The organism is Bariatricus sp. SGI.161, assembly GCF_050313695.1.
GTDB lineage: Bacteria > Bacillota > Clostridia > Lachnospirales > Lachnospiraceae > JAFBIX01.
This window is the reverse complement of sequence record NZ_JBNPLX010000009.1, coordinates 69019-87877: the sequence shown is the minus strand read 5'-3', so window position 1 is coordinate 87877 and position 18859 is coordinate 69019. Positions and strand designations below refer to the sequence as shown.

The following is an 18859-nucleotide window of genomic DNA, read 5'->3' as shown; positions in this document are numbered from 1 at the left end:
ATTTACACTCTCCTTTTTTGATTCATCTTCTCTTCTATTCTGTCTGCAACATAGTCTGGTACAAACTGAGAAATGTCCCCTCCAAAAGCTGCCACTTCTTTTACCGTGGTAGAACTTAAATATGAATACTTCAAATTAGTCGTCAAAAATACAGTCTCTACATCCGGTTCCATCTTATGATTCGTCTGAGCCATCTGCAATTCATATTCAAAATCTGTAATCGCCCTCAATCCACGAATAACCATTCCTGCATCCATCTTACGGGCAAAATCTACTAACAGCCCTTCAAACGGAATTATCTTTACATTCGGCATATCTTTTGTTACTTCATCTAACATTCTAACACGTTCTTCTACGGAAAACAACGGACTTTTTGCTTTATTATTCAAGACTCCGACAATTAATTCATCCACCAATTTTGCAGATCTTTTTATCACATCCAAATGTCCAAATGTTACCGGATCAAAACTTCCCGGATATATTGCTCTTAACATATGTCTTTCCTTCCTGCCGACTCAATAAATACGTGTTTATTCGTCTTATACTCTTTGGTTTTAATAATAGAAAATCCCAGATCTTCCACATAGTCAAATTCTGTATTCTTAGATGCCTCAACAATAATAACTCCATCTTCTGCCAACAGGCTGGAATCTGACAAATATTCTAAAACTCTTCGTTCAAATTCATGTCCGTAAGGAGGATCCATAAAGATATAGTCAAACTGCTTTTCCCCCTCTAACTTATATAATGCTGTCATTACATCCATCGACATCGTCATTCCCTTAGATTCCAAATGCGTACGTTTCAAATTGTCCTTTACGCACGCCATTGCTTTTGGATTCTTTTCTACAAAGACAGCCTCCATGGCACCTCGACTCAAAGCTTCGATTCCGATACCTCCACTTCCTGCAAACAAATCCAAAAATATGCAATCATACAAATATGGTGCAATCATATTGAATAATGTCTCTTTGATTCGATCTGTCGTCGGTCTGGTATCCATACCGTCCAATGTCTTTAACGTAATTCTTCTTGCATTTCCTGCAATTACTCTCATAGAAATAACCCCTTATACTTATGCAACTTTCTTGTCCATTATAAATTTCTAACAAAAAAAAGTCAATTCATTCCCAAACAGATGATATTATTTTTTTCCATATGTTCCCAGATGGCGATAGCGATTCAGACATGCATATATCTCTTGCTTTCTTGGCATCGCCATATTCCCCGGAAGATATCCTCCGTCAGATACTATTCCAAAACCCTGATGAACCAGTTTTTTATATAGTTCTTCTATTATATATCCCAAAGTCTTTTCACCATCAAACACATTCTCCTCAAGATATTTCACAATGTATCCTAGAGATGTCAATTGTTCCACATCCATCAGTTGCTCTACATATCTCAAATCTATCGTCTCATGATTAAGCATTATGCCATCCCGGCCTAATGTTTTTAGCTTAATTCTTCCTCGCTTACTCAATCCCTGATTGACTTGAATCTTTCTGTCAAAAGAAGGCATCACTGGTTTTTCTTCCGGTAACTGAAGTTTTGGATAATTCTGTGCTGCATTTTTTGCAATTGCCGTGATTTCCCTTGGCACATAACGATCCATCTGTATAATAATATCGGCCACTTGAAAATACGCTCCAGAACTGCCTGCAACAAGAATTGTTGAGATTCCAAACTCTCCATAAAGATCCCTCACTCGTTCAATAAATGGAGTAATTGGCTCCATATCCCTGTGAATGACTTGCTGCATCAATTCATCTCGTACCATAAAATTTGTAGCACTCGTATCCTCATCGATCAAAAATGTCTTCGCACCAGCTTCTATACTCTCCACCACATTGGCCGCCTGGGAAGTACTTCCGCTGGCATCTTCCGTATCAAATGTCACCGTATCTTTACCATTGGGAAGATCATTAATAAACATAGAAATATCTGTATGCCTGATACTTCGTCCATCTTCCGCTCGAATCTTCATCGCAGTAGGATCCGTCACGACATATTCTCTTCCATCACCAGCAATATGTGGATACACACCGGCTTCTAATGCTTTTAAGAGTGTAGACTTCCCATGATAGCCTCCACCTACAATCAATGTGACACCCTTTTGAATACCCATTCCAGTAATCTTTCCCTTATGAGGGAGATTCATCTCTACCTTCACAGATTCTGGTGAACGAAACGGAACAGCTCCCTTCATAGGACGCTGTGACACTCCAGATTCCCGCGGAAGGATCGAACCATCCGCCACAAAAGCCACCAGGTTATACTCCTCCAGATGAGACCGAATATATTCCTGATCTACCGACAGTTCCATGACCTTTTGGACTTTTTGTTGATCCAATCTGTTATAATATAATGTTTTTCCCACACATACCGGGAGAAAATCATAGAAAATTTTTATTAATTCTCTGGCATTAATCGTACGGCCATTCGCCGGAAATCCGACCTCAAACCGAACTATGATATCTCCCGTTTTTTCCTGTACAGTACAAGCTGTTCTCTCCAAAATCTCCTGACCACATCTGGAAACAGAAATCACACCGCTCTTGCCTGAACCTTTCGCCTGAAAAGAATATTGTTCAATTTGTTTTGCAAAAATACGAATCAAATGATCTTGAAGGGCAATTTTTTTATAATTCCGATCATACAATTCTGCCGGAAATCCAGCAATTTTTCCAGGTACTTTGATGCTTAATTTTGAGGGTGCCGCAAACGGATCTCCCTGCACATGATCAATAGATAATACATACGCCTGAAACTGATAGGTTCCCCTGGTATCCTTATAGGCAGGATAACTTCTATGATCAATCTTATTCAATAATTGCCTTAAATCTTCTGCCGACTTCATCTATCCACTCTTCTCCTAATATTCTATTGCTTCTTCCCGTGTCATCCAAAAATGAATTCCTGTCGTCGAATCCATCCATCGATCCTCGTTAAAATCTCTTACTTCCACCCATTGTCCTTTTCGATAGACAAAGTTCTCATCTACCAGGGACCAGGCTTCCTCGAACTCTTCTGTAGAATCAAAGCTTTTAATTGTCAGAACTTTTGCTTTATTACATCTACAAGATGGAAGTGTCGCCGATGTCCGTTTCGCGTCTGCCGGAATCAACAGCTGTACCAGACGGTCATTCACACATTTTTTATACCCCAGAATCGGTCCAGTCTCCGGACAATGCATGCGAAACCACTGGGTTCTGTCATCTGATAGAATCCCGTCTAATCTTGCATATTCCAGAACAGCCCCGAACAAATTAGCCCCACATATATTTGCCTCTTCAAGATCACAATACCGAAAAGATGCTGTCTTCATGTTCGCATTCCGAAAATCCGCCCCATGAAGCGGACACCCGTCAAATAATGCATTTTCCACGCTGCTATTGCAAAAATTCACACCATTTAATATGCTGCCATGAAAAGAACTCAATGTAAAATCTATTCCACTTAAATTCCATCCGGTCAAATCTGCATGATGAATTTCCACTTCCCGGAACTCTAGTTTCTCGTCAGGCTTTTTCTTTGCAATGCTTTCTTTTAACTCATCTATTGACACACTACGCATAATAGCTATCCTCTTTTATAAATCTACGATTCTCGCTCTGTGATGGATCGCCGGAAGAAATTTATTCAGCAGATCTTTTGTCTTAAACTTAAGATGGCTGGTATTGATGCCAGGATTACATCCAAACCATTCCGATTCAGCCACTTCCTTATCTACGATTACCTGCACATAATCATCTTCATCCGTCAATAGACCTGCCACACTGGCAGACCCCGGCGTAGTACCCAGATGTTCCAACATCTTTTCCGGCGGAGCAAATGACATGTGAGACACTCCTAATTTTTTGCTGAAAGAGGAAGTATCAAATGCCTTATTTGCAGGCATGACCAGTAAGAAAAATGTTGTCTTCTTCTGGTTACATAAAAATACATTTTTTCGGATCTCTGTCCCAATTGCCTGATCAATCGCTGCGCACTCTTCCATAGATGCGGCTGGATCATTATCTACCTGCTCATATGGAATCTTTAATTTATCTAATGTTTCATACATCTTTCGTTCTAAAGGCATTCTTTCATCTGTTGGCGCAGATGTTCTGATTTCACTGATATACATAATCTATTCCTCCATATTTATCTTGTCCTTTTTTTAACATTATATCGAATCTCTATTATCTTTGCAATTTTTTTGCTATAATATTAGATAATTGTAAGTAATCCGCAGACATCTTTTAACAAAGGAGAACTAATCATGAAATATATACTCGCATCCGCCTCTCCCCGTAGAAAGGAACTCATGGAACAGGCGGGTTTTCGCTTTGAGGTAATTCCATCCATGGTGGAGGAGAGAATCACAAAAACAACACCGTCAGATGTGGTCATGGAACTTGCATTCCAGAAGGCACAAGACGTGTTTAAGCGCCATCAAAAATCTTCCGGTGGTCGACAAGACTATGTTGTCATAGGTGCTGATACCATAGTCGTATATCGCAATGAAATCCTGGGAAAACCAGCAAATAAATCCGAAGCCTTTGATATGCTGTCTATGCTGTCAGACCGAACACACCAGGTCTATACTGGTGTATCTCTGATTTATTTTCAAAATGGGCAGATTCACACCAACACTTTCTACGAATCTACCGATGTTACTTTTTGTCCGATCTCCCGTGAAGATTTGCATTCTTATATCGAATCCGGCGATCCATTGGACAAGGCCGGTGCGTACGGAATTCAGGGTTCATTTGCCATCCATGTAAAATGCATTAAAGGAGATTATAATAATGTTGTCGGTCTCCCAATTTGCCGATTATATCAGGAATTAAAAAAGAGAGTCAGATAGCATTTCTGTTATCTGGCTCATCTTTTGAGGAAATATATTTGATATGTCTATTTCTCGTATTTCTCAACAGCTTCTTCAATTGCTGCACGCATGATAAGCATCAATTCATCAATCTGTTTCTTTGTTACGATCAAAGGCGGAATCATACGATTTACTTTATCTCCGATCGCTGTGATAAGTGCCATACGATCCAGACATCCGTGTTTTACTTCTACTGCGATTGGAAGATCGTATTCACATCCAACCAGAAGTCCACGTCCTCTTGCTTCTACTACATGTGGAAGTTTTGCAAGTTCTTGCTTCATGTACTCTCCCATCTCTCTTGCATTTCCACTCAAATCTTTATCAAGAATTTCTGTCACTGATGCAAGACCTGCTGCACAGGCAACGCAGTGTCCGCCGTATGTAGAACCATGTGTTCCTTTTGTAAATGCTGTTGCTACTTTTTCAGTTGCACAACAAGCAGCCAGCGGCATTCCGCCACCAATGGCCTTTGCCATAGAAACTGCATCTGGTTTTACACCATATCCCATATATGCCATTGGAGCTCCGGTACGTCCCCATCCTGTCTGAACCTCGTCAAACAAAAGGAGCATATCATTATCATCACACAACTTACGCAATCCTTCTATAAATTCCTGAGTTGCAGGATGTACTCCACCTTCTCCCTGTACAGGTTCAATCATAATAGCGATAGTATCTTTTGTAACCTTAGAAGCGAAATCTTCCAGGTTATTATATTCAGCATAGCTGAATCCAGGAAGCATTGGCTTAAATCCCATCTGAATTGCGTTATCTGGTTGTCCTGTTGCAGACATAGCACCATAAGTTCTTCCATGGAATCCATGTTTTGCTGTAATGATGTGATATCTTTCTGGACCATAGTTATCAACACCATATTTTCTTGCCATCTTAATCATACATTCATTTGCTTCTGTTCCTGAGTTCTGATAGAAGATCTTATCCATACCGATGGTATCACATATCTTCTTTGCAAGAAGTGCCTGTGGAATAGTGTAAGGATAGTTGAATGTGTGCATAATATCATCCATCTGATCCTTGACTGCTTCTACAACCTTTGGATTTCTGTTACCTGCACTGTTAACTGCTACACCACCGTAAAAATCAAGATATGCGTTTCCTTCCTCATCATACAGATACATTCCTTCTGCTCTTTCTGCAATAAAGTCATAACGTTCATATGTCTCCACCATGTATTTATTTACGATATCTTTCAACTCTTGTGGTGTAAGACCCGTATCCTTTAATCTCATTGTAAAATCTCCTCTCTTCCATACATATTTATTTAAACTATAATTCAGGGCAAAAGAAAAAGGCACCGTATCTACGATACGGCGCCTTTGCCTTTAACGACTTAAAGTATATACCTACATTTTTTTATAGTCAATACCTTTTTTACATTTTTTCAAGATAATTTTTTAACATTTTTTACATATTTTCACATTCAAAACTGCCTATTTCACATGCTGAACTAATTCAAAAAGATCTGCTTGCTGAACTAAAAATAGAGTGTCATTCGACACTCTATTTATTGCACATATTAGTTATACTTACGTTTTCTAGCAGCTTCAGATTTTTTCTTACGTCTTACACTTGGTTTCTCGTAATGTTCTCTTTTACGAATCTCCTGCTGAATACCAGCCTTCGCACAGTTTCTTTTGAATCTGCGTAAAGCGCTATCTAACGTCTCGTTTTCTTTAACGATTACATTTGACATAGTCTCACACCTAACCTCCCCTCCAGTCCTATATTGTGCATCATACGACTGTTCGGGTATTTTTCTTGCACTACATTAGATTATAACACATATTTCCACTTCGTCAACATTTTTTTCGTTATTCTCATATATTTTATGTCAATTATATAACGAAGAACTATGCCAATTGTTGTTCCAGAACCTCTGCTGCTTTTGCAAGAGCCGCGTCAATGCCTGCAGGATTCTTTCCGCCGGCCTGTGCCATATTCGGACGTCCACCGCCGCCTCCGCCAACTAAAGCTGCTGATGCCTTGATCAGATTACCAGCATGTGCGCCCTTATCCATAGCCTCTTTTGTAGCCATTGCCATAAGACTTACCTTGCCTTCGTTAGCAGAAGCAAGTACAACAACTCCTTCACCTAACTTTTCTTTCAGTTGATCACCAAGGTCACGCAGACCATTCATATCTACACCTTCCACCTTTGTTGCCAACAATTTTATACCTTTAACTTCAACCACCTGATCCATTACATCACCAAGTGAATCCTGGGCAAGTTTACTCTTCAGGCTCTCTAATTCACTGTTCAATGCTTTATTATCAGACAAAAGGTGCTGAATCTTCTCAGCGAGCTGATCAGGATTTGCTTTTACAAGACTGGAAGCTTCCAGAAGTTTCTTTTCAAGTTCATCATAATATTTTAACAATCCTTTTGAAGTTAATGCTTCGATACGTCTAACCCCTGCGGCAACTCCAGTTTCTGACACAATCTTTAAAGCTGTGATCACTCCGGTATTCGCCACATGAGTACCACCACAGAACTCGACGGAAAAGTCTCCCATGCTTACTACACGAACGATATCGCCGTATTTTTCACCGAACAATGCAGCCGCCCCAGTCTTTCTTGCCTCTTCAATCGGCATATTCTGTGCTACTACAGGAAGGCATGCTGCAATCTTTGTATTCACAATATCTTCTACCTGTTTCAATTCCTCTTTGGACATTGCAGAGAAATGTGTAAAGTCAAAACGAAGTCTGTCTGCATTGACGGAAGATCCCGCCTGCTCTACATGAGTACCAAGCACCTGACGAAGTGCCGCATGCAGAAGATGCGTTGCACTGTGATTTTTTGCACACAGGCCACGATTCTCTTCTTCTACAGTCAATTCTGCCTCATCTCCAACTTTTACCATTCCTTTTGATACATGACCAATATGTCCGACCTTTGTTCCTGCAAGATGAATACATTCTTCTACTACGAATTCGCCATCTGCAGTCCTGATTACACCGATATCACCTTCTTGACCACCCATGGTAGCATAGAAGGGAGTCTTATCAACAATGATAGTTCCTCTTTCTCCGTCAGATAATGCATCTACCACTTCTGCGTCTGCTTTGGATGCATCGGTCGTAAGTGCAGTAATCTTAGAAGTAAAGATAAGATCTTCATATCCTACAAATTCTGTTGCAAGTGCGGGATCCAGTTCATCATATACTGTCGCATCTTTTCCGGACATCGCATGTGTACCAAAGGTACCTTCTGATTTGGCGCGCTGTTCTTTCTGTGCTTTTTTGAAACCTTCCTCATCATAAGTAAGCCCCTTTTCTTCCAGAATCTCGCTGGTCAGATCTATCGGGAATCCATAAGTATCATAAAGCTTAAATGCATTTTCTCCAGAAAGAACCTTTTCTTCATTTTTTGCCATCTCTGCTTCCATTTCTGCAAGAATAGACAATCCCTGATCAATAGTCTTATTAAACTGTGCCTCTTCTTTAGCAATAACATTAAAGATAAAGTCTTTCTTTTCTTCCAGTTCAGGATAACCATCTTTTGAACCGTCAATGACAGTCTGTGCCAATTCTACTAAAAATGCACCTTTAATATTCAACAATCTTCCATGACGGCAAGCACGACGAAGCAAACGACGAAGAACATAGCCACGTCCACTGTTGGATGGCATAATTCCATCAGAAATCATAAATGTCACAGAACGGATATGGTCAGTAACAACACGGATAGAGACATCCGTCTCATCATCTTTTCCATATTCTACGTCTGCAAGACGACAGACATGGTCACGTAAAGCCTTAATTGTATCAATATCAAACATGGAATCCACATCTTGTACAATACAAGCCAGACGCTCCAACCCCATACCAGTATCGATATTCTTCTGAGCTAATTCAGTATAATTATTGTGTCCGTCATTATCAAACTGTGAAAATACATTGTTCCAGATCTCCATATAACGATCGCATTCACAGCCTACTGTACAGTCAGGACTGCCGCAGCCATACTTTTCTCCACGATCATAATATACTTCAGAACATGGACCGCACGGGCCGGAACCATGTTCCCAGAAATTATCCTCTTTTCCAAACCGGAAGATTCTTTCTGCTGGAATTCCAATCTCCTTGTTCCAGATCTCCCATGCTTCATCATCCTCCAAATAAACAGAAGGATACAGTCTGTCAGGATCAAGCCCCACAACCTCTGTCAGGAATTCCCATGTCCAGTGAATGGATTCTGTTTTAAAATAATCTCCGAACGAAAAATTACCAAGCATTTCAAAAAAGGTACCGTGACGTGCTGTTTTACCTACATTTTCAATATCTCCGGTACGAATACATTTCTGGCAAGTTGTCACTCTTCTTCTTGGTGGAATCTCCTGTCCGGTAAAATATGGCTTTAATGGTGCCATTCCTGAATTGATCAACAATAAGCTCTTATCATTATGTGGCACCAATGAAAAACTTTTCATAGCGAGATGTTCTTTACTCTCAAAAAATTCAAGGAACATCCTTCTTAATTCATTTACTCCGTATTTCTGCATAATATCCTCCTGTTCCCTATTCATATGCATTCATGACCCATTCCTATATATGACCCATACGTATACATGAAATATTTTAGATTCTGTAAAATATTTAAATAACTAAGTTTTAATTATAAAGAGAAGCAAGCGGTTTGTCAACGCTCCGCTTGCCCCTTTGTAGTTACTTTAATTCAATTTCTTCTAATTCTTTTGGAGGTAATTTCTTTGTAGAACCATCTACGAACTCTTTTACCTTCTTCTGTGCTTTTGCAACCTGAAGATTGGTACCTGCACCTGCTACACATCCGCCAGGACATCCCATGCCTTCGATCAGACATCCATTCATTCTGCCAACCTTGGCCATAGATAATATCTTCTTACATTCTGCCAGACCTTCTGCATGTTCAATCTTAACTTCCACATCTGGATAATATTCTTTGACACACTGTTCAATTGCATCAGCAACACCACCTGCAACCGCATATCCACGTCCTGCACCCGTTGCATTATGGAAGGAAGATTCTGCTTCATACTCCAGAAGATCAATATCTTTTGCATCAAACATTGCCTGCAATTCTTCAAAAGTAATAACAAAATCTACATCACTTCTTACCGTTCTTCTCATGGCTTCCAGCTTCTTCGCAGCACATGGCCCGATAAATACCACTCTTGCATTCGGATGTTCTTTCTTAATTGTACGGGCAGTTGCCACCATCGGTGTCAGTTCCTGAGAAACCTGGTCAATCATATCTGGGAAATACTTTTTCGCAAGCATCGCCCAGGAAGGACAACAAGAAGTTAATAAGAATGGCAATTCTCCGGTAGCTACTTTATGTACATAATGACGTGCCTCAGCGATTGCTCCGATATCAGCACCCAGTGCAACTTCATATACTTCAGAAAATCCAAGTTCCTGAAGAGCTGCTTTTAAGTTTCTCGGCGTAATATTATCTCCAAACTGTCCTGCAAATGCCGGTGCGATCTCCGCAACGATCTCATCGCCCTCTGTCAGAGCTCTTGCAAGTTGGAAAATCTGAGACTTATCAGAAATAGCTCCAAACGGACAGCTTACCATGCACATTCCACAGGAAACACATTTATCTACGTTGATTTTTGCACGTCCCTGTTCATCTGTTTCAATTGCAGAGACACCACACGCCTTTGCACATGGACGTTCCTTTTTTGAGATTGCATCATATGGACAGACTGTTTTACATTTTCCACAGCTAATACACTTCTCCTGATCGATAAAAGAACGACCATTGACCATAGAGATCGCGCCTCTTGGACAGACTTCCATACATGGATGCGCCAGACAGCCTTTACACATATTGCTGACTTCATATCCTTTCTCCTGACATCCTTCACAGGCTGATGGAATCACCTGCATAAGCGGCGGTTCATAATATTTATCTGAGATGTTGCTGGCTTCCACACCTGCAGTCAGATGAACCGGTTTGTTTTCTGGACGCAGAGATAAGCCCATTGCAAGACGAAGACGCTCTCTTACTACAGCACGTGCACGATAAACACTCTCTCTGTATTTAATCGTATCATCATTCACGATTTTATATGGAATTGCTTCCATATCATCATTCAGAGTATCTGCATTCGCCTTAAATCCCAGTCTGGCAACTTCCTCAAATACTGTTCGTCTGAGTTTTCTAACTGTCGTGTCCAATCCTCTCATCATAGTTCTCATATCCTCCTGGTATAACGTATCATTTTTTACAGATTCAACTATAATTATTTGTTAATGAATTGTCAACCATTTCTCTTGTTCCTATTTTAAAACATTTTCTTAATTAGAGAAGGAAGATATTATGTTGTCTGCAAGTCTCCCGCATCTCTTTTGGCCAGATGCTTGCCTGTACTTCTCCTACATGTGCACGATCCAAAAGGAGCATACATAATCTGGATTGTCCAATACCGCCGCCGATTGTATAAGGCAATTCTCCATTCAACAGCATCTGATGATATGGAAGATCTTTTCTCTCCTCGCATCCTGCCTTTTTCAGCTGCTCTTCCAGTGATTTTTCATCAACACGAATCCCCATACTGGAAATCTCCAAAGCACTGTTCAGATTCTCAAACCAGAACAGAATATCTCCGTTTAACTGCCAGTCATCATAATCAGGTGCACGTCCATCATGAGGTTTTCCACTTGCCAGTTTATCTCCGATCTGCATTAAGAATACGCAGCCATATTCTTTGGTAATCAGATTTTCTCTTTCTTTTGGCGTTTTATCCGGATAACGATCCTCTAATTCCTGAGAGGTGATAAAGAACACATCATTCGGAAGTTTCTTTACGGCATTGGGATACTTATACCAAACCTCATGCTGCATATGCTTGATGATTTTAAAAATAGTTCTCACAGTTTCTTTTAGAGTATCAATATTTCGTTCTTCCTTCGTAATAACCTTCTCCCAATCCCACTGGTCCACGTAACAGGAATGGAGGTTATCCAGTTCTTCGTCCCGGCGAATGGCATTCATATTGGTATATAACCCTTCTCCTGGCTGAAAGCCATACTCATGCAAGGCCATACGTTTCCATTTTGCAAGGGAATGTACCACCTCTACAGTCTCTCCGGGAATTCCAGCAATATCAAACTGTACAGGACGTTCCACACCATTCAGGTTATCATTCAGTCCACTACTCTTTTCTACGAACAACGGTGCTGAGATTCTCTCGAGATTCATTTCCTTCCCTAATTCTTTCTGAAATGTATCACGAATGTACTTGATTGCCTCCTGCGTTTCTCGCACACCCAGACGGGGATCATATTTTTCTGGTAATATTAATGACATATTCTTCTTCCTCTTTTCCTTCTTTTATTCTTCTGAAAACACTCTCTGTGCATAATACACTGATTGCATTGCATCTTTCCCATAGAAATCGGCACCAATCATATCCGCATAATCTTGATTCAGCACTGCCCCACCAACCATAACTTTACATTCTGGCTTTTTCTGATGCAGAAGCTTAATTGTATCTTCCATGCTGACAACCGTGGTCGTCATCAATGCACTCAAACCAATCAGCTTGACATCTTCCCGGATTGCACAATCTACAATCGTTTCCGGTGGAACATCCTTTCCAAGATCAATCACATCAAAACTGTAGTTTTCCAGCAATACTTTCACAATATTTTTCCCTATATCATGGATATCTCCCTTTACCGTTGCCAGAATCACTTTATCTTTTTTCTGAACATCTCCGCCGTTCTGGGCAAGGACATCTTTCAGCACCGCAAACGCAATCTTTGCTGCATCAGCACTCATCAACAATTGCGGTAAAAAAATGGTTCCTTTTTCAAACCCCTTTCCTACAACGTCCAAAGCTGGAATTAAATGTTGATTGATAATCTCCAATGGTTCTTGGGACTTTAACAATTCTCTGGTTGCATGATGAGCTTCTTCTTTTAATCCTTTTTCAATTGCAGATTTTAGAGTAAGCTCTGAAGACATTATTGATGTCGTAGAGATTTGCTGATTTCCATATTTTTGAATATATTCCTCACAATTTTCATCATAATTCATCAATGCGCAAAAAGAATAATAAGAACGCATCATATCTTCAGAAGATGGATTAATAATTCCTGCACTCAGACCATTCTGCATTGCCATAGTATAAAAATTGGAATTAATCGCCGGACGATAAGGAAGTCCAAAAGAGATGTTGGACACCCCCAACACTGTGCATACACCGTATGCTTCCCGTACCCCTTTTAATGCCTCCAATGTTACCTTTGCGCCATCTGGTTCAGAACTGATTGTCATTGCAAGGACGTCAATGACAATATCTTTTTTCTGAATACCATATTTTTCTGCTTCTTTTATAATCTTCCCAGCAATCTTAATCCTTCCTTCTGCAGTATTAGGAATTCCTTCTTCATCAATGGTCAGTCCAATCACCACACCACCATATTTTTGAATCAAAGGAAAAACCTGATCCATAGATTCCTGCTTGCCATTCACAGAATTTACCATCGGTTTCCCATTATATATACGCATCGCAGCTTCCATAGCTTTAATATCTACCGTATCAATCTGTAATGGAAGACTGGTTACACTCTGTAGCTCAGTAATAACTTCTTTCATCATGGCAACTTCATCTATATCCGGAAGACCGACATTAACGTCCAGAATATGCGCACCTCTGTCTTGCTGTGTGATTCCTTCTTTCAATATGTAATCCATATCGTGTTCTTTTAAAGCCTGCTTGAACTTCTTTTTCCCGGTCGGATTAATTCTCTCTCCGATGATCATAGGCTTCTGCCCTAACAAAACCGCTTTTCCATAAGAAGATACAATCGTTTTATCTGTAGGAACCGGTCTTTGCAGCTGACGGCTCTGAACACCTTGAATCATGACACGGATATGTTCCGGTGTAGTACCACAACATCCACCGATCACACTGGCTCCTAATTGCAGAACTTTCTGCATCGTTTGCGCAAATTGTCTTGGAACTACATCATAGTATACTTCACCATCCCTTTGTTTTGGAAGTCCTGCATTCGGTTTTACAATGACCGGAATAGAAGTGTACTCCATAATCTCACTTAGAATCGGGAGCATCTGCTCAGGCCCCATTCCACAGTTAATTCCTAATGCATCGACTCTTAATCCTTCCAACATAGCAACAACTGACGGAACATCTCCGCCTGTCAAAAGCTTTCCTTTTTCATCAAAAATCATTGTTGCAAATACCGGCAAGTCTGTATTCTCTTTTGCGGCGAGAACCGCTGCTTTTACTTCATAGGTATCACTCATAGTCTCAATATGAATCAGATCCACACCAGCATCTTCTCCATATTTTACCACTTCTTTAAAAGCCTCATAGGCATCTTCAAACGCAAGATCCCCCATCGGCTTCAGCAGTTTACCAGTCGGTCCTATATCCAATGCCGTATATACTTCTCGTCCGTCATGTACTCCTAAAGATGCTGCTTTTTTTACATTCGCTACAGCAGCTGTCACAATATCTTTTAATGCATATTTTGAATCATGGAATTTTAATGCGTTAGCACCAAAAGTATTCGTTAGAACAATGTCACTTCCCGCCTCATAATATTGACGATGAATATCAACGATTTCTTCTGTATGTTCCAGGTTCCATACTTCTGGAAGTTCTCCTGGCTTCAGTCCTTTCGACTGAAGCAAAGTTCCCATTCCACCATCAAAATACAACAATTCTTTTCCCAGTCGTTCTAATAACATTCGTCTTCTCCTTTGTTGTCATCTCATCTGTTCATTCTTCCGCAATCCCCTATGGACATCTCCGATATATACAATCTTTTTTGTCACAAGCTTCACACCCTTTCATATGGCAAGGCTCTTTGCTTCGACTCACACCAATGACGGCTGTCACAGATTTCGTCGGCGTCAACATACTGCTGTCTGTCATAGTTAAGCCGATGGTTTTTGCTGTATCCAACATTCGCAAGATCATTTTCTGATGTTCAATAGGAAAGTCTCCATATCCCGGACTGAATCTCGGTCTAAGATAGAGTCTTTCTTTTTCTAATTTTTTCCCTATGTTCTGCTGACACTCATCCAGATATTCTTCCAGCATAGCTGCTGCACATGCCTGCAGTGTAACCACTCTGGCCATATCTGTCAACGTGTACTTTCGCAACAGCATATCTACTCCTGCACCAAGTGTCGCTCCTAATATGACCGCTGATTGACACCCCGCCAAATTCTTTCCCAGATTTTTACTGATAATATCCAGCTTCCCAATTTGCAAACGATCTGCCTCCTTGAAGGATACGTCAAAAATGCGATAGATGATTCGCTTTCCCGCTATCTGGTCCAGTTCCGCAAACGAACTTTCCACCAAAGCAAGTGTATGATCATCTACCGCATGGCTTCCATATCCCAAGTAACGAATCGCCTCTTTCGTCCTTGTATCCATAACCCCGTCCTTCTACATATCTCTTGCGAACTTCTTACATACTATCGTATAATTTCTCGTACTGTCTTGCAGAATTATTCCATGAGAAGTCCTGTGCCATAGCACGTTCAACAATCTTATTCCAGTCACGCTTTTTATCATAGTAAATGCGCTCTGCATAACGTATCGTCGCAAGCATCTCATGCGCATTGTAATTTGAAAAACTAAAGCCCGTACCAGTCTTTTCATATTCATTATATGGTTCTACCGTATCTTTCAAACCACCAGTTTCTCTTACAATCGGCAACGTTCCATAACGAAGACTCATCAACTGACTCAATCCACATGGTTCAAACAGAGATGGCATCAAAAATGCATCGCAGGAAGCATATATTTTATGGGAAAGTGCATCTGAGTAATAAATGTTTGCAGATACCTTACCTGGATATTTCCACTCGAAATGGCGGAACATATTCTCATACTGTGCTTCTCCTGTTCCAAGCACTACCAGTTGAATTGCATCCTGACAAAGCTCATCCATCACATAGGCCACGAGATCAAATCCTTTTTGATCTGTCAAACGAGATACCACACCAATCAACATCGTATGGCTGTCCTGAGTCAGATTAAGTTCTTTCTGCAGAGCAATCTTATTTTTGACTTTTTCTCGCCGGAAATTGCTAATCGAATATTTTTTCTCAATCTTTGTATCTGTCTCTGGGTTATATTCATCATAATCCAGACCATTTACAATACCTGACAAACAATTAGAGCGGGCATTCATCAGCCCATCCAGCCTTTCGCCATAGAATGGCATCTTGATCTCTTCTGCATAGGATTTACTTACCGTTGTGATCTTATCCGCATATACAATTCCGCCCTTCAGATAATTAGCATCTTTATATGCTTCTAACTTGTCCGGGGAAAAATAATACTCCGGAAGTCCCGTAATATCCCCTACTCTCTTAGCATCCCATGTGCCCTGGAATTTCAGATTATGTATCGTCATAATAGTCTTGATTCCGCGATAAAACTCATTGCCATAACGGAAATTATCCAGATATACAGGAACCAGCCCTGTCTGCCAGTCGTGGCAATGAATGATGTCTGGTCTGAAATCGATCAATGGAAGTGCGCTTAACACTGCTTTCGAAAAGAATGCAAATTTTTCAATATCGGCATACATATCGCCATAAGGTGCAAAACCATTGAAATAATATTCATTATCTATAAAATAGAATGTAATTCCTTCATATTCGTATATTAACACCCCTACATACTGCTTTCTCCAATTCAAATCCATGTAGAAGTGGGTATGATAAGTAAGTTTTTCCATCCACTCTTCTTTCATACACATGTATTTTGGCAGCATCACCCGAACGTCATATTTTTCTTTATTGAAATATTTGGGCAGAGAACCAACTACATCCGCAAGCCCACCCGTTTTTATAAAAGGTACTGATTCTGACGCTGCAAATAGTATTTTTTTCATAACTTTTCCTCCAAACCTCACAAATATAAATATATTATACCGTATTTTTTTTTAGAAGAAAAGTACCAATCAATTTTTATATTCTAATCTAATTGTATCCGCAATTAATGCGATAAATTCGGAATTTGTGGGTTTCCCTTTTCCATTGCTTACTGTATATCCAAATAAATCATCTAACGTATCTAATTTTCCTCTGCTCCAGGCAACTTCAATAGCATGCCTGATCGCTCTTTCCACTCTGCTTGCAGTTGTCTGATGCTTTTTCGCTACGGTGGGATAGAGGACTTTTGTAACTGCATTCAGCACATCCATATCCTCTACAGCCATCATGATCGCATCTCTGAGATAATGATATCCTTTGATGTGTGCTGGTATCCCTATTTCATGAATCATATCAGTGACCTTCGTTTCCAGATGAAGTTCCGGCTTTACTTCTTCTTGTTGACTCACTGTATTCTGAGGTTTTAATTCATGGCGAATAATCTCATTGGCATGTTTAATCCTATTTAATACTGTTTCATTATTAAAAGGTTTCATAATGTAGTAACTTGCACCTCTTTTAAAGGCATCTTCTGTAATTCTTTCCTGTCCAACCGCTGTTACAACAATAAAATCAGGATGTTTTTTCAATTCTTTATCATTTCCGATCATTTCCATTACGCTCAATCCATCCATTTTCGGCATAATTAGATCAAGCAGAACTACATCCGGCTGTTTTTCCTTGATCAGTTGGTACATATCCTCCCCATTGTTCGCCTTCCCGACCAGTCGTAATTCCTTATCGCTGCTTATTATTTCGTCAAGCAGATCCAGAATTCTTTCATTGTCGTCGGCTATTGCCACATTTATCTCTCCCATTTTCTGTGATGCCTCCTTCTCTTACATCAAAAACCGTCGAGTTTGATTATATAATTTGACATATCTCAAATCAAGAAATTGCTGTCGTAAAAACTTGACTCTAATCGACAAGTTTTTTATTATTTGACATTTTTCAGCATATTTTCGATAAATACACCATATCCTTTTGTAGCATCTTGTACAAACACATGTGTTACTGCACCCACAAGTTTTCCATTTTGAATAATCGGACTTCCACTCATTCCCTGGACAATTCCGCCTGTGATTTCAAGAAGTTTTTCATCTGTCACTTCAATGACAATTCCTTTATTGATCTCCTGAGTTCCTTTGTCGATTTTTGTAATACGAATCTCGTAATCTTTTACTTCGCCTTCAACAGCGCACCGTATAACTGCCGGTCCTACTTCGATTTCTTCTTTTGATGCAGTTTCCATCGGTTTAAGATCCGTAAAAAGAGAATCAATACGATCAATTGTTCCAAATATCCCGCAATCAGTATTTTCAGTTATAGTGCCAAGTACATTATAATTATTATAAACAATAATACCTTCCATGCCGCCAGGTGTTCCGTTTTCTCCTTTCTTAATATCTTTGATACTGGTCTCATATACGGTCCCATTGTCAATTTCTAACAGCGTATTGGTATCCACATCATGAATTCCATGTCCTAATGCTCCAAAGCGACTGTCTGCATTTAAAAAAGTGATGGTCCCCAGCCCTTGCGCATTATCTTTGACCCAGATTCCAAGTTTATATCCCTCTTGACCACATGACACTGGTTTTAATTTTATATCAATATACTCGTCATCCCTTCTAACTTTCAGAATGGTCTCTTTCTTGTCCAAATGTTTGACAGCTTCCTGTAATTCTTCCTTATCGCGAATCTCTTGATCATCCAAAGCGACAATATAATCTCCTGCTTTTACAAGGTGGGCTCCGGACTCATACTCCATCCCATCCTCCCCTGTAATTGGTTCTGTTCCCAGCACCATAACGCCTTCTGTCTCCAGATAGATTCCTATCGGCATCCCGCCGGGAATCACCATGTTACCAGAAGCCGTCTCTGCATTTACTTCTTGCTGTAATTTATTCTGCTGATATTCATTCATGTAATATCCACTGCTTATAGCAACCGTAAATGTTGTAATCATAATCAGAATTCTTCGATACCAGTATTTTCTCATCGTACAACCTCACTTTACTTATTATCAGACAAAAAGAAAG

General features: G+C 40.0%; 16 protein-coding genes. 1 reads left to right on the top strand and 15 read right to left on the bottom strand.

Annotation, left to right across the window (positions count from 1 at the left end; all coding sequences use genetic code 11):
* Positions 1-2 precede the first annotated feature (2 nt).
* From coaD to ACQRBH_RS07275, 5 genes are all read right to left on the bottom strand, one after another.
* Positions 3-494, bottom strand: coding sequence for a pantetheine-phosphate adenylyltransferase (coaD, locus tag ACQRBH_RS07295; RefSeq protein ID WP_427742049.1), 492 nt, complete (start codon positions 492-494; stop codon positions 3-5).
* A complete protein-coding gene (rsmD, locus tag ACQRBH_RS07290; protein WP_427742051.1) occupies positions 488-1057 on the bottom strand; it encodes a 16S rRNA (guanine(966)-N(2))-methyltransferase RsmD in 570 nt (189 codons plus the stop codon). The genes coaD and rsmD overlap by 7 nt, the downstream gene beginning before the upstream one ends.
* Before the next feature lie 87 nt (positions 1058-1144).
* Positions 1145-2860, bottom strand: a complete 1716-nt coding sequence (locus ACQRBH_RS07285; protein ID WP_427742052.1) for an ABC-ATPase domain-containing protein — start codon at positions 2858-2860, stop codon at positions 1145-1147.
* Between the two features lie 15 nt (positions 2861-2875).
* On the bottom strand, positions 2876-3577 hold the full coding sequence (locus tag ACQRBH_RS07280) for a pentapeptide repeat-containing protein (protein WP_427742054.1): 702 nt from the start codon (positions 3575-3577) through the stop codon (positions 2876-2878).
* Between the two features lie 15 nt (positions 3578-3592).
* Positions 3593-4129 carry a prolyl-tRNA synthetase associated domain-containing protein gene (locus ACQRBH_RS07275; RefSeq protein WP_347376284.1) on the bottom strand — a complete coding sequence of 179 codons (537 nt, stop codon included), beginning with the start codon at positions 4127-4129 and terminating at the stop codon, positions 3593-3595.
* Positions 4130-4261: 132 nt separating this feature from the next.
* Between ACQRBH_RS07275 and ACQRBH_RS07270 the strand changes: the two genes are divergently transcribed.
* Positions 4262-4852 (top strand): Maf family protein, encoded by a 591-nt coding sequence (locus tag ACQRBH_RS07270; RefSeq protein ID WP_235231555.1) that lies wholly within the window; start codon positions 4262-4264, stop codon positions 4850-4852.
* 47 nt (positions 4853-4899) lie between these two features.
* Here the strand turns inward: ACQRBH_RS07270 and ACQRBH_RS07265 are convergent, their stop codons facing one another.
* The 10 genes from ACQRBH_RS07265 to spoIVB form a co-directional block, all read right to left on the bottom strand.
* A complete protein-coding gene (locus ACQRBH_RS07265) occupies positions 4900-6126 on the bottom strand; it encodes an aspartate aminotransferase family protein (RefSeq protein WP_427742055.1) in 1227 nt (408 codons plus the stop codon).
* A gap of 287 nt (positions 6127-6413) precedes the next feature.
* Positions 6414-6590, bottom strand: a complete 177-nt coding sequence (gene rpsU, locus ACQRBH_RS07260; protein ID WP_004054229.1) for a 30S ribosomal protein S21 — start codon at positions 6588-6590, stop codon at positions 6414-6416.
* Positions 6591-6747: 157 nt separating this feature from the next.
* Positions 6748-9402 carry an alanine--tRNA ligase gene (gene alaS / locus ACQRBH_RS07255; RefSeq protein WP_427761273.1) on the bottom strand — a complete coding sequence of 885 codons (2655 nt, stop codon included), beginning with the start codon at positions 9400-9402 and terminating at the stop codon, positions 6748-6750.
* 163 nt (positions 9403-9565) lie between these two features.
* The gene (locus ACQRBH_RS07250) at positions 9566-11077 is read right to left on the bottom strand and encodes a 4Fe-4S dicluster domain-containing protein (RefSeq protein WP_347376287.1); all 1512 of its coding nucleotides are present in this window, start codon (positions 11075-11077) and stop codon (positions 9566-9568) included.
* Between the two features lie 112 nt (positions 11078-11189).
* Complete coding sequence (gene asnA, locus ACQRBH_RS07245; RefSeq protein ID WP_235231508.1) at positions 11190-12197, bottom strand: aspartate--ammonia ligase; 1008 nt, start codon at positions 12195-12197, stop codon at positions 11190-11192.
* Between the two features lie 24 nt (positions 12198-12221).
* The gene (locus tag ACQRBH_RS07240; RefSeq protein WP_235231509.1) at positions 12222-14609 is read right to left on the bottom strand and encodes a homocysteine S-methyltransferase family protein; all 2388 of its coding nucleotides are present in this window, start codon (positions 14607-14609) and stop codon (positions 12222-12224) included.
* 49 nt (positions 14610-14658) lie between these two features.
* The gene (locus tag ACQRBH_RS07235) at positions 14659-15306 is read right to left on the bottom strand and encodes a vitamin B12 dependent-methionine synthase activation domain-containing protein (protein ID WP_427761272.1); all 648 of its coding nucleotides are present in this window, start codon (positions 15304-15306) and stop codon (positions 14659-14661) included.
* 34 nt (positions 15307-15340) lie between these two features.
* On the bottom strand, positions 15341-16777 hold the full coding sequence (gene glgA / locus ACQRBH_RS07230) for a glycogen synthase GlgA (protein ID WP_427761271.1): 1437 nt from the start codon (positions 16775-16777) through the stop codon (positions 15341-15343).
* Between the two features lie 69 nt (positions 16778-16846).
* Positions 16847-17635 carry a sporulation transcription factor Spo0A gene (gene spo0A / locus ACQRBH_RS07225; protein ID WP_427742061.1) on the bottom strand — a complete coding sequence of 263 codons (789 nt, stop codon included), beginning with the start codon at positions 17633-17635 and terminating at the stop codon, positions 16847-16849.
* Positions 17636-17754: 119 nt separating this feature from the next.
* Positions 17755-18819, bottom strand: coding sequence for a SpoIVB peptidase (gene spoIVB / locus ACQRBH_RS07220; protein WP_427761270.1), 1065 nt, complete (start codon positions 18817-18819; stop codon positions 17755-17757).
* Positions 18820-18859 lie beyond the last annotated feature (40 nt).

Excerpts from the sequence above, each read along its gene's own strand:
- coaD (WP_427742049.1), bottom strand. The coding sequence starts at position 494 with ATGTTAAGAGCAATATATCCGGGAAGTTTTGATCCGGTAACATTTGGA.
- rsmD (WP_427742051.1), bottom strand. The coding sequence starts at position 1,057 with ATGAGAGTAATTGCAGGAAATGCAAGAAGAATTACGTTAAAGACATTG.
- ACQRBH_RS07285 (WP_427742052.1), bottom strand. The coding sequence starts at position 2,860 with ATGAAGTCGGCAGAAGATTTAAGGCAATTATTGAATAAGATTGATCAT.
- ACQRBH_RS07280 (WP_427742054.1), bottom strand. The coding sequence starts at position 3,577 with ATGCGTAGTGTGTCAATAGATGAGTTAAAAGAAAGCATTGCAAAGAAA.
- ACQRBH_RS07275 (WP_347376284.1), bottom strand. The coding sequence starts at position 4,129 with ATGTATATCAGTGAAATCAGAACATCTGCGCCAACAGATGAAAGAATG.
- ACQRBH_RS07265 (WP_427742055.1), bottom strand. The coding sequence starts at position 6,126 with ATGAGATTAAAGGATACGGGTCTTACACCACAAGAGTTGAAAGATATC.
- rpsU (WP_004054229.1), bottom strand. The coding sequence starts at position 6,590 with ATGTCAAATGTAATCGTTAAAGAAAACGAGACGTTAGATAGCGCTTTA.
- alaS (WP_427761273.1), bottom strand. The coding sequence starts at position 9,402 with ATGCAGAAATACGGAGTAAATGAATTAAGAAGGATGTTCCTTGAATTT.
- ACQRBH_RS07250 (WP_347376287.1), bottom strand. The coding sequence starts at position 11,077 with ATGATGAGAGGATTGGACACGACAGTTAGAAAACTCAGACGAACAGTA.
- asnA (WP_235231508.1), bottom strand. The coding sequence starts at position 12,197 with ATGTCATTAATATTACCAGAAAAATATGATCCCCGTCTGGGTGTGCGA.
- ACQRBH_RS07240 (WP_235231509.1), bottom strand. The coding sequence starts at position 14,609 with ATGTTATTAGAACGACTGGGAAAAGAATTGTTGTATTTTGATGGTGGA.
- ACQRBH_RS07235 (WP_427761272.1), bottom strand. The coding sequence starts at position 15,306 with ATGGATACAAGGACGAAAGAGGCGATTCGTTACTTGGGATATGGAAGC.
- glgA (WP_427761271.1), bottom strand. The coding sequence starts at position 16,777 with ATGAAAAAAATACTATTTGCAGCGTCAGAATCAGTACCTTTTATAAAA.
- spo0A (WP_427742061.1), bottom strand. The coding sequence starts at position 17,635 with ATGGGAGAGATAAATGTGGCAATAGCCGACGACAATGAAAGAATTCTG.
- spoIVB (WP_427761270.1), bottom strand. The coding sequence starts at position 18,819 with ATGAGAAAATACTGGTATCGAAGAATTCTGATTATGATTACAACATTT.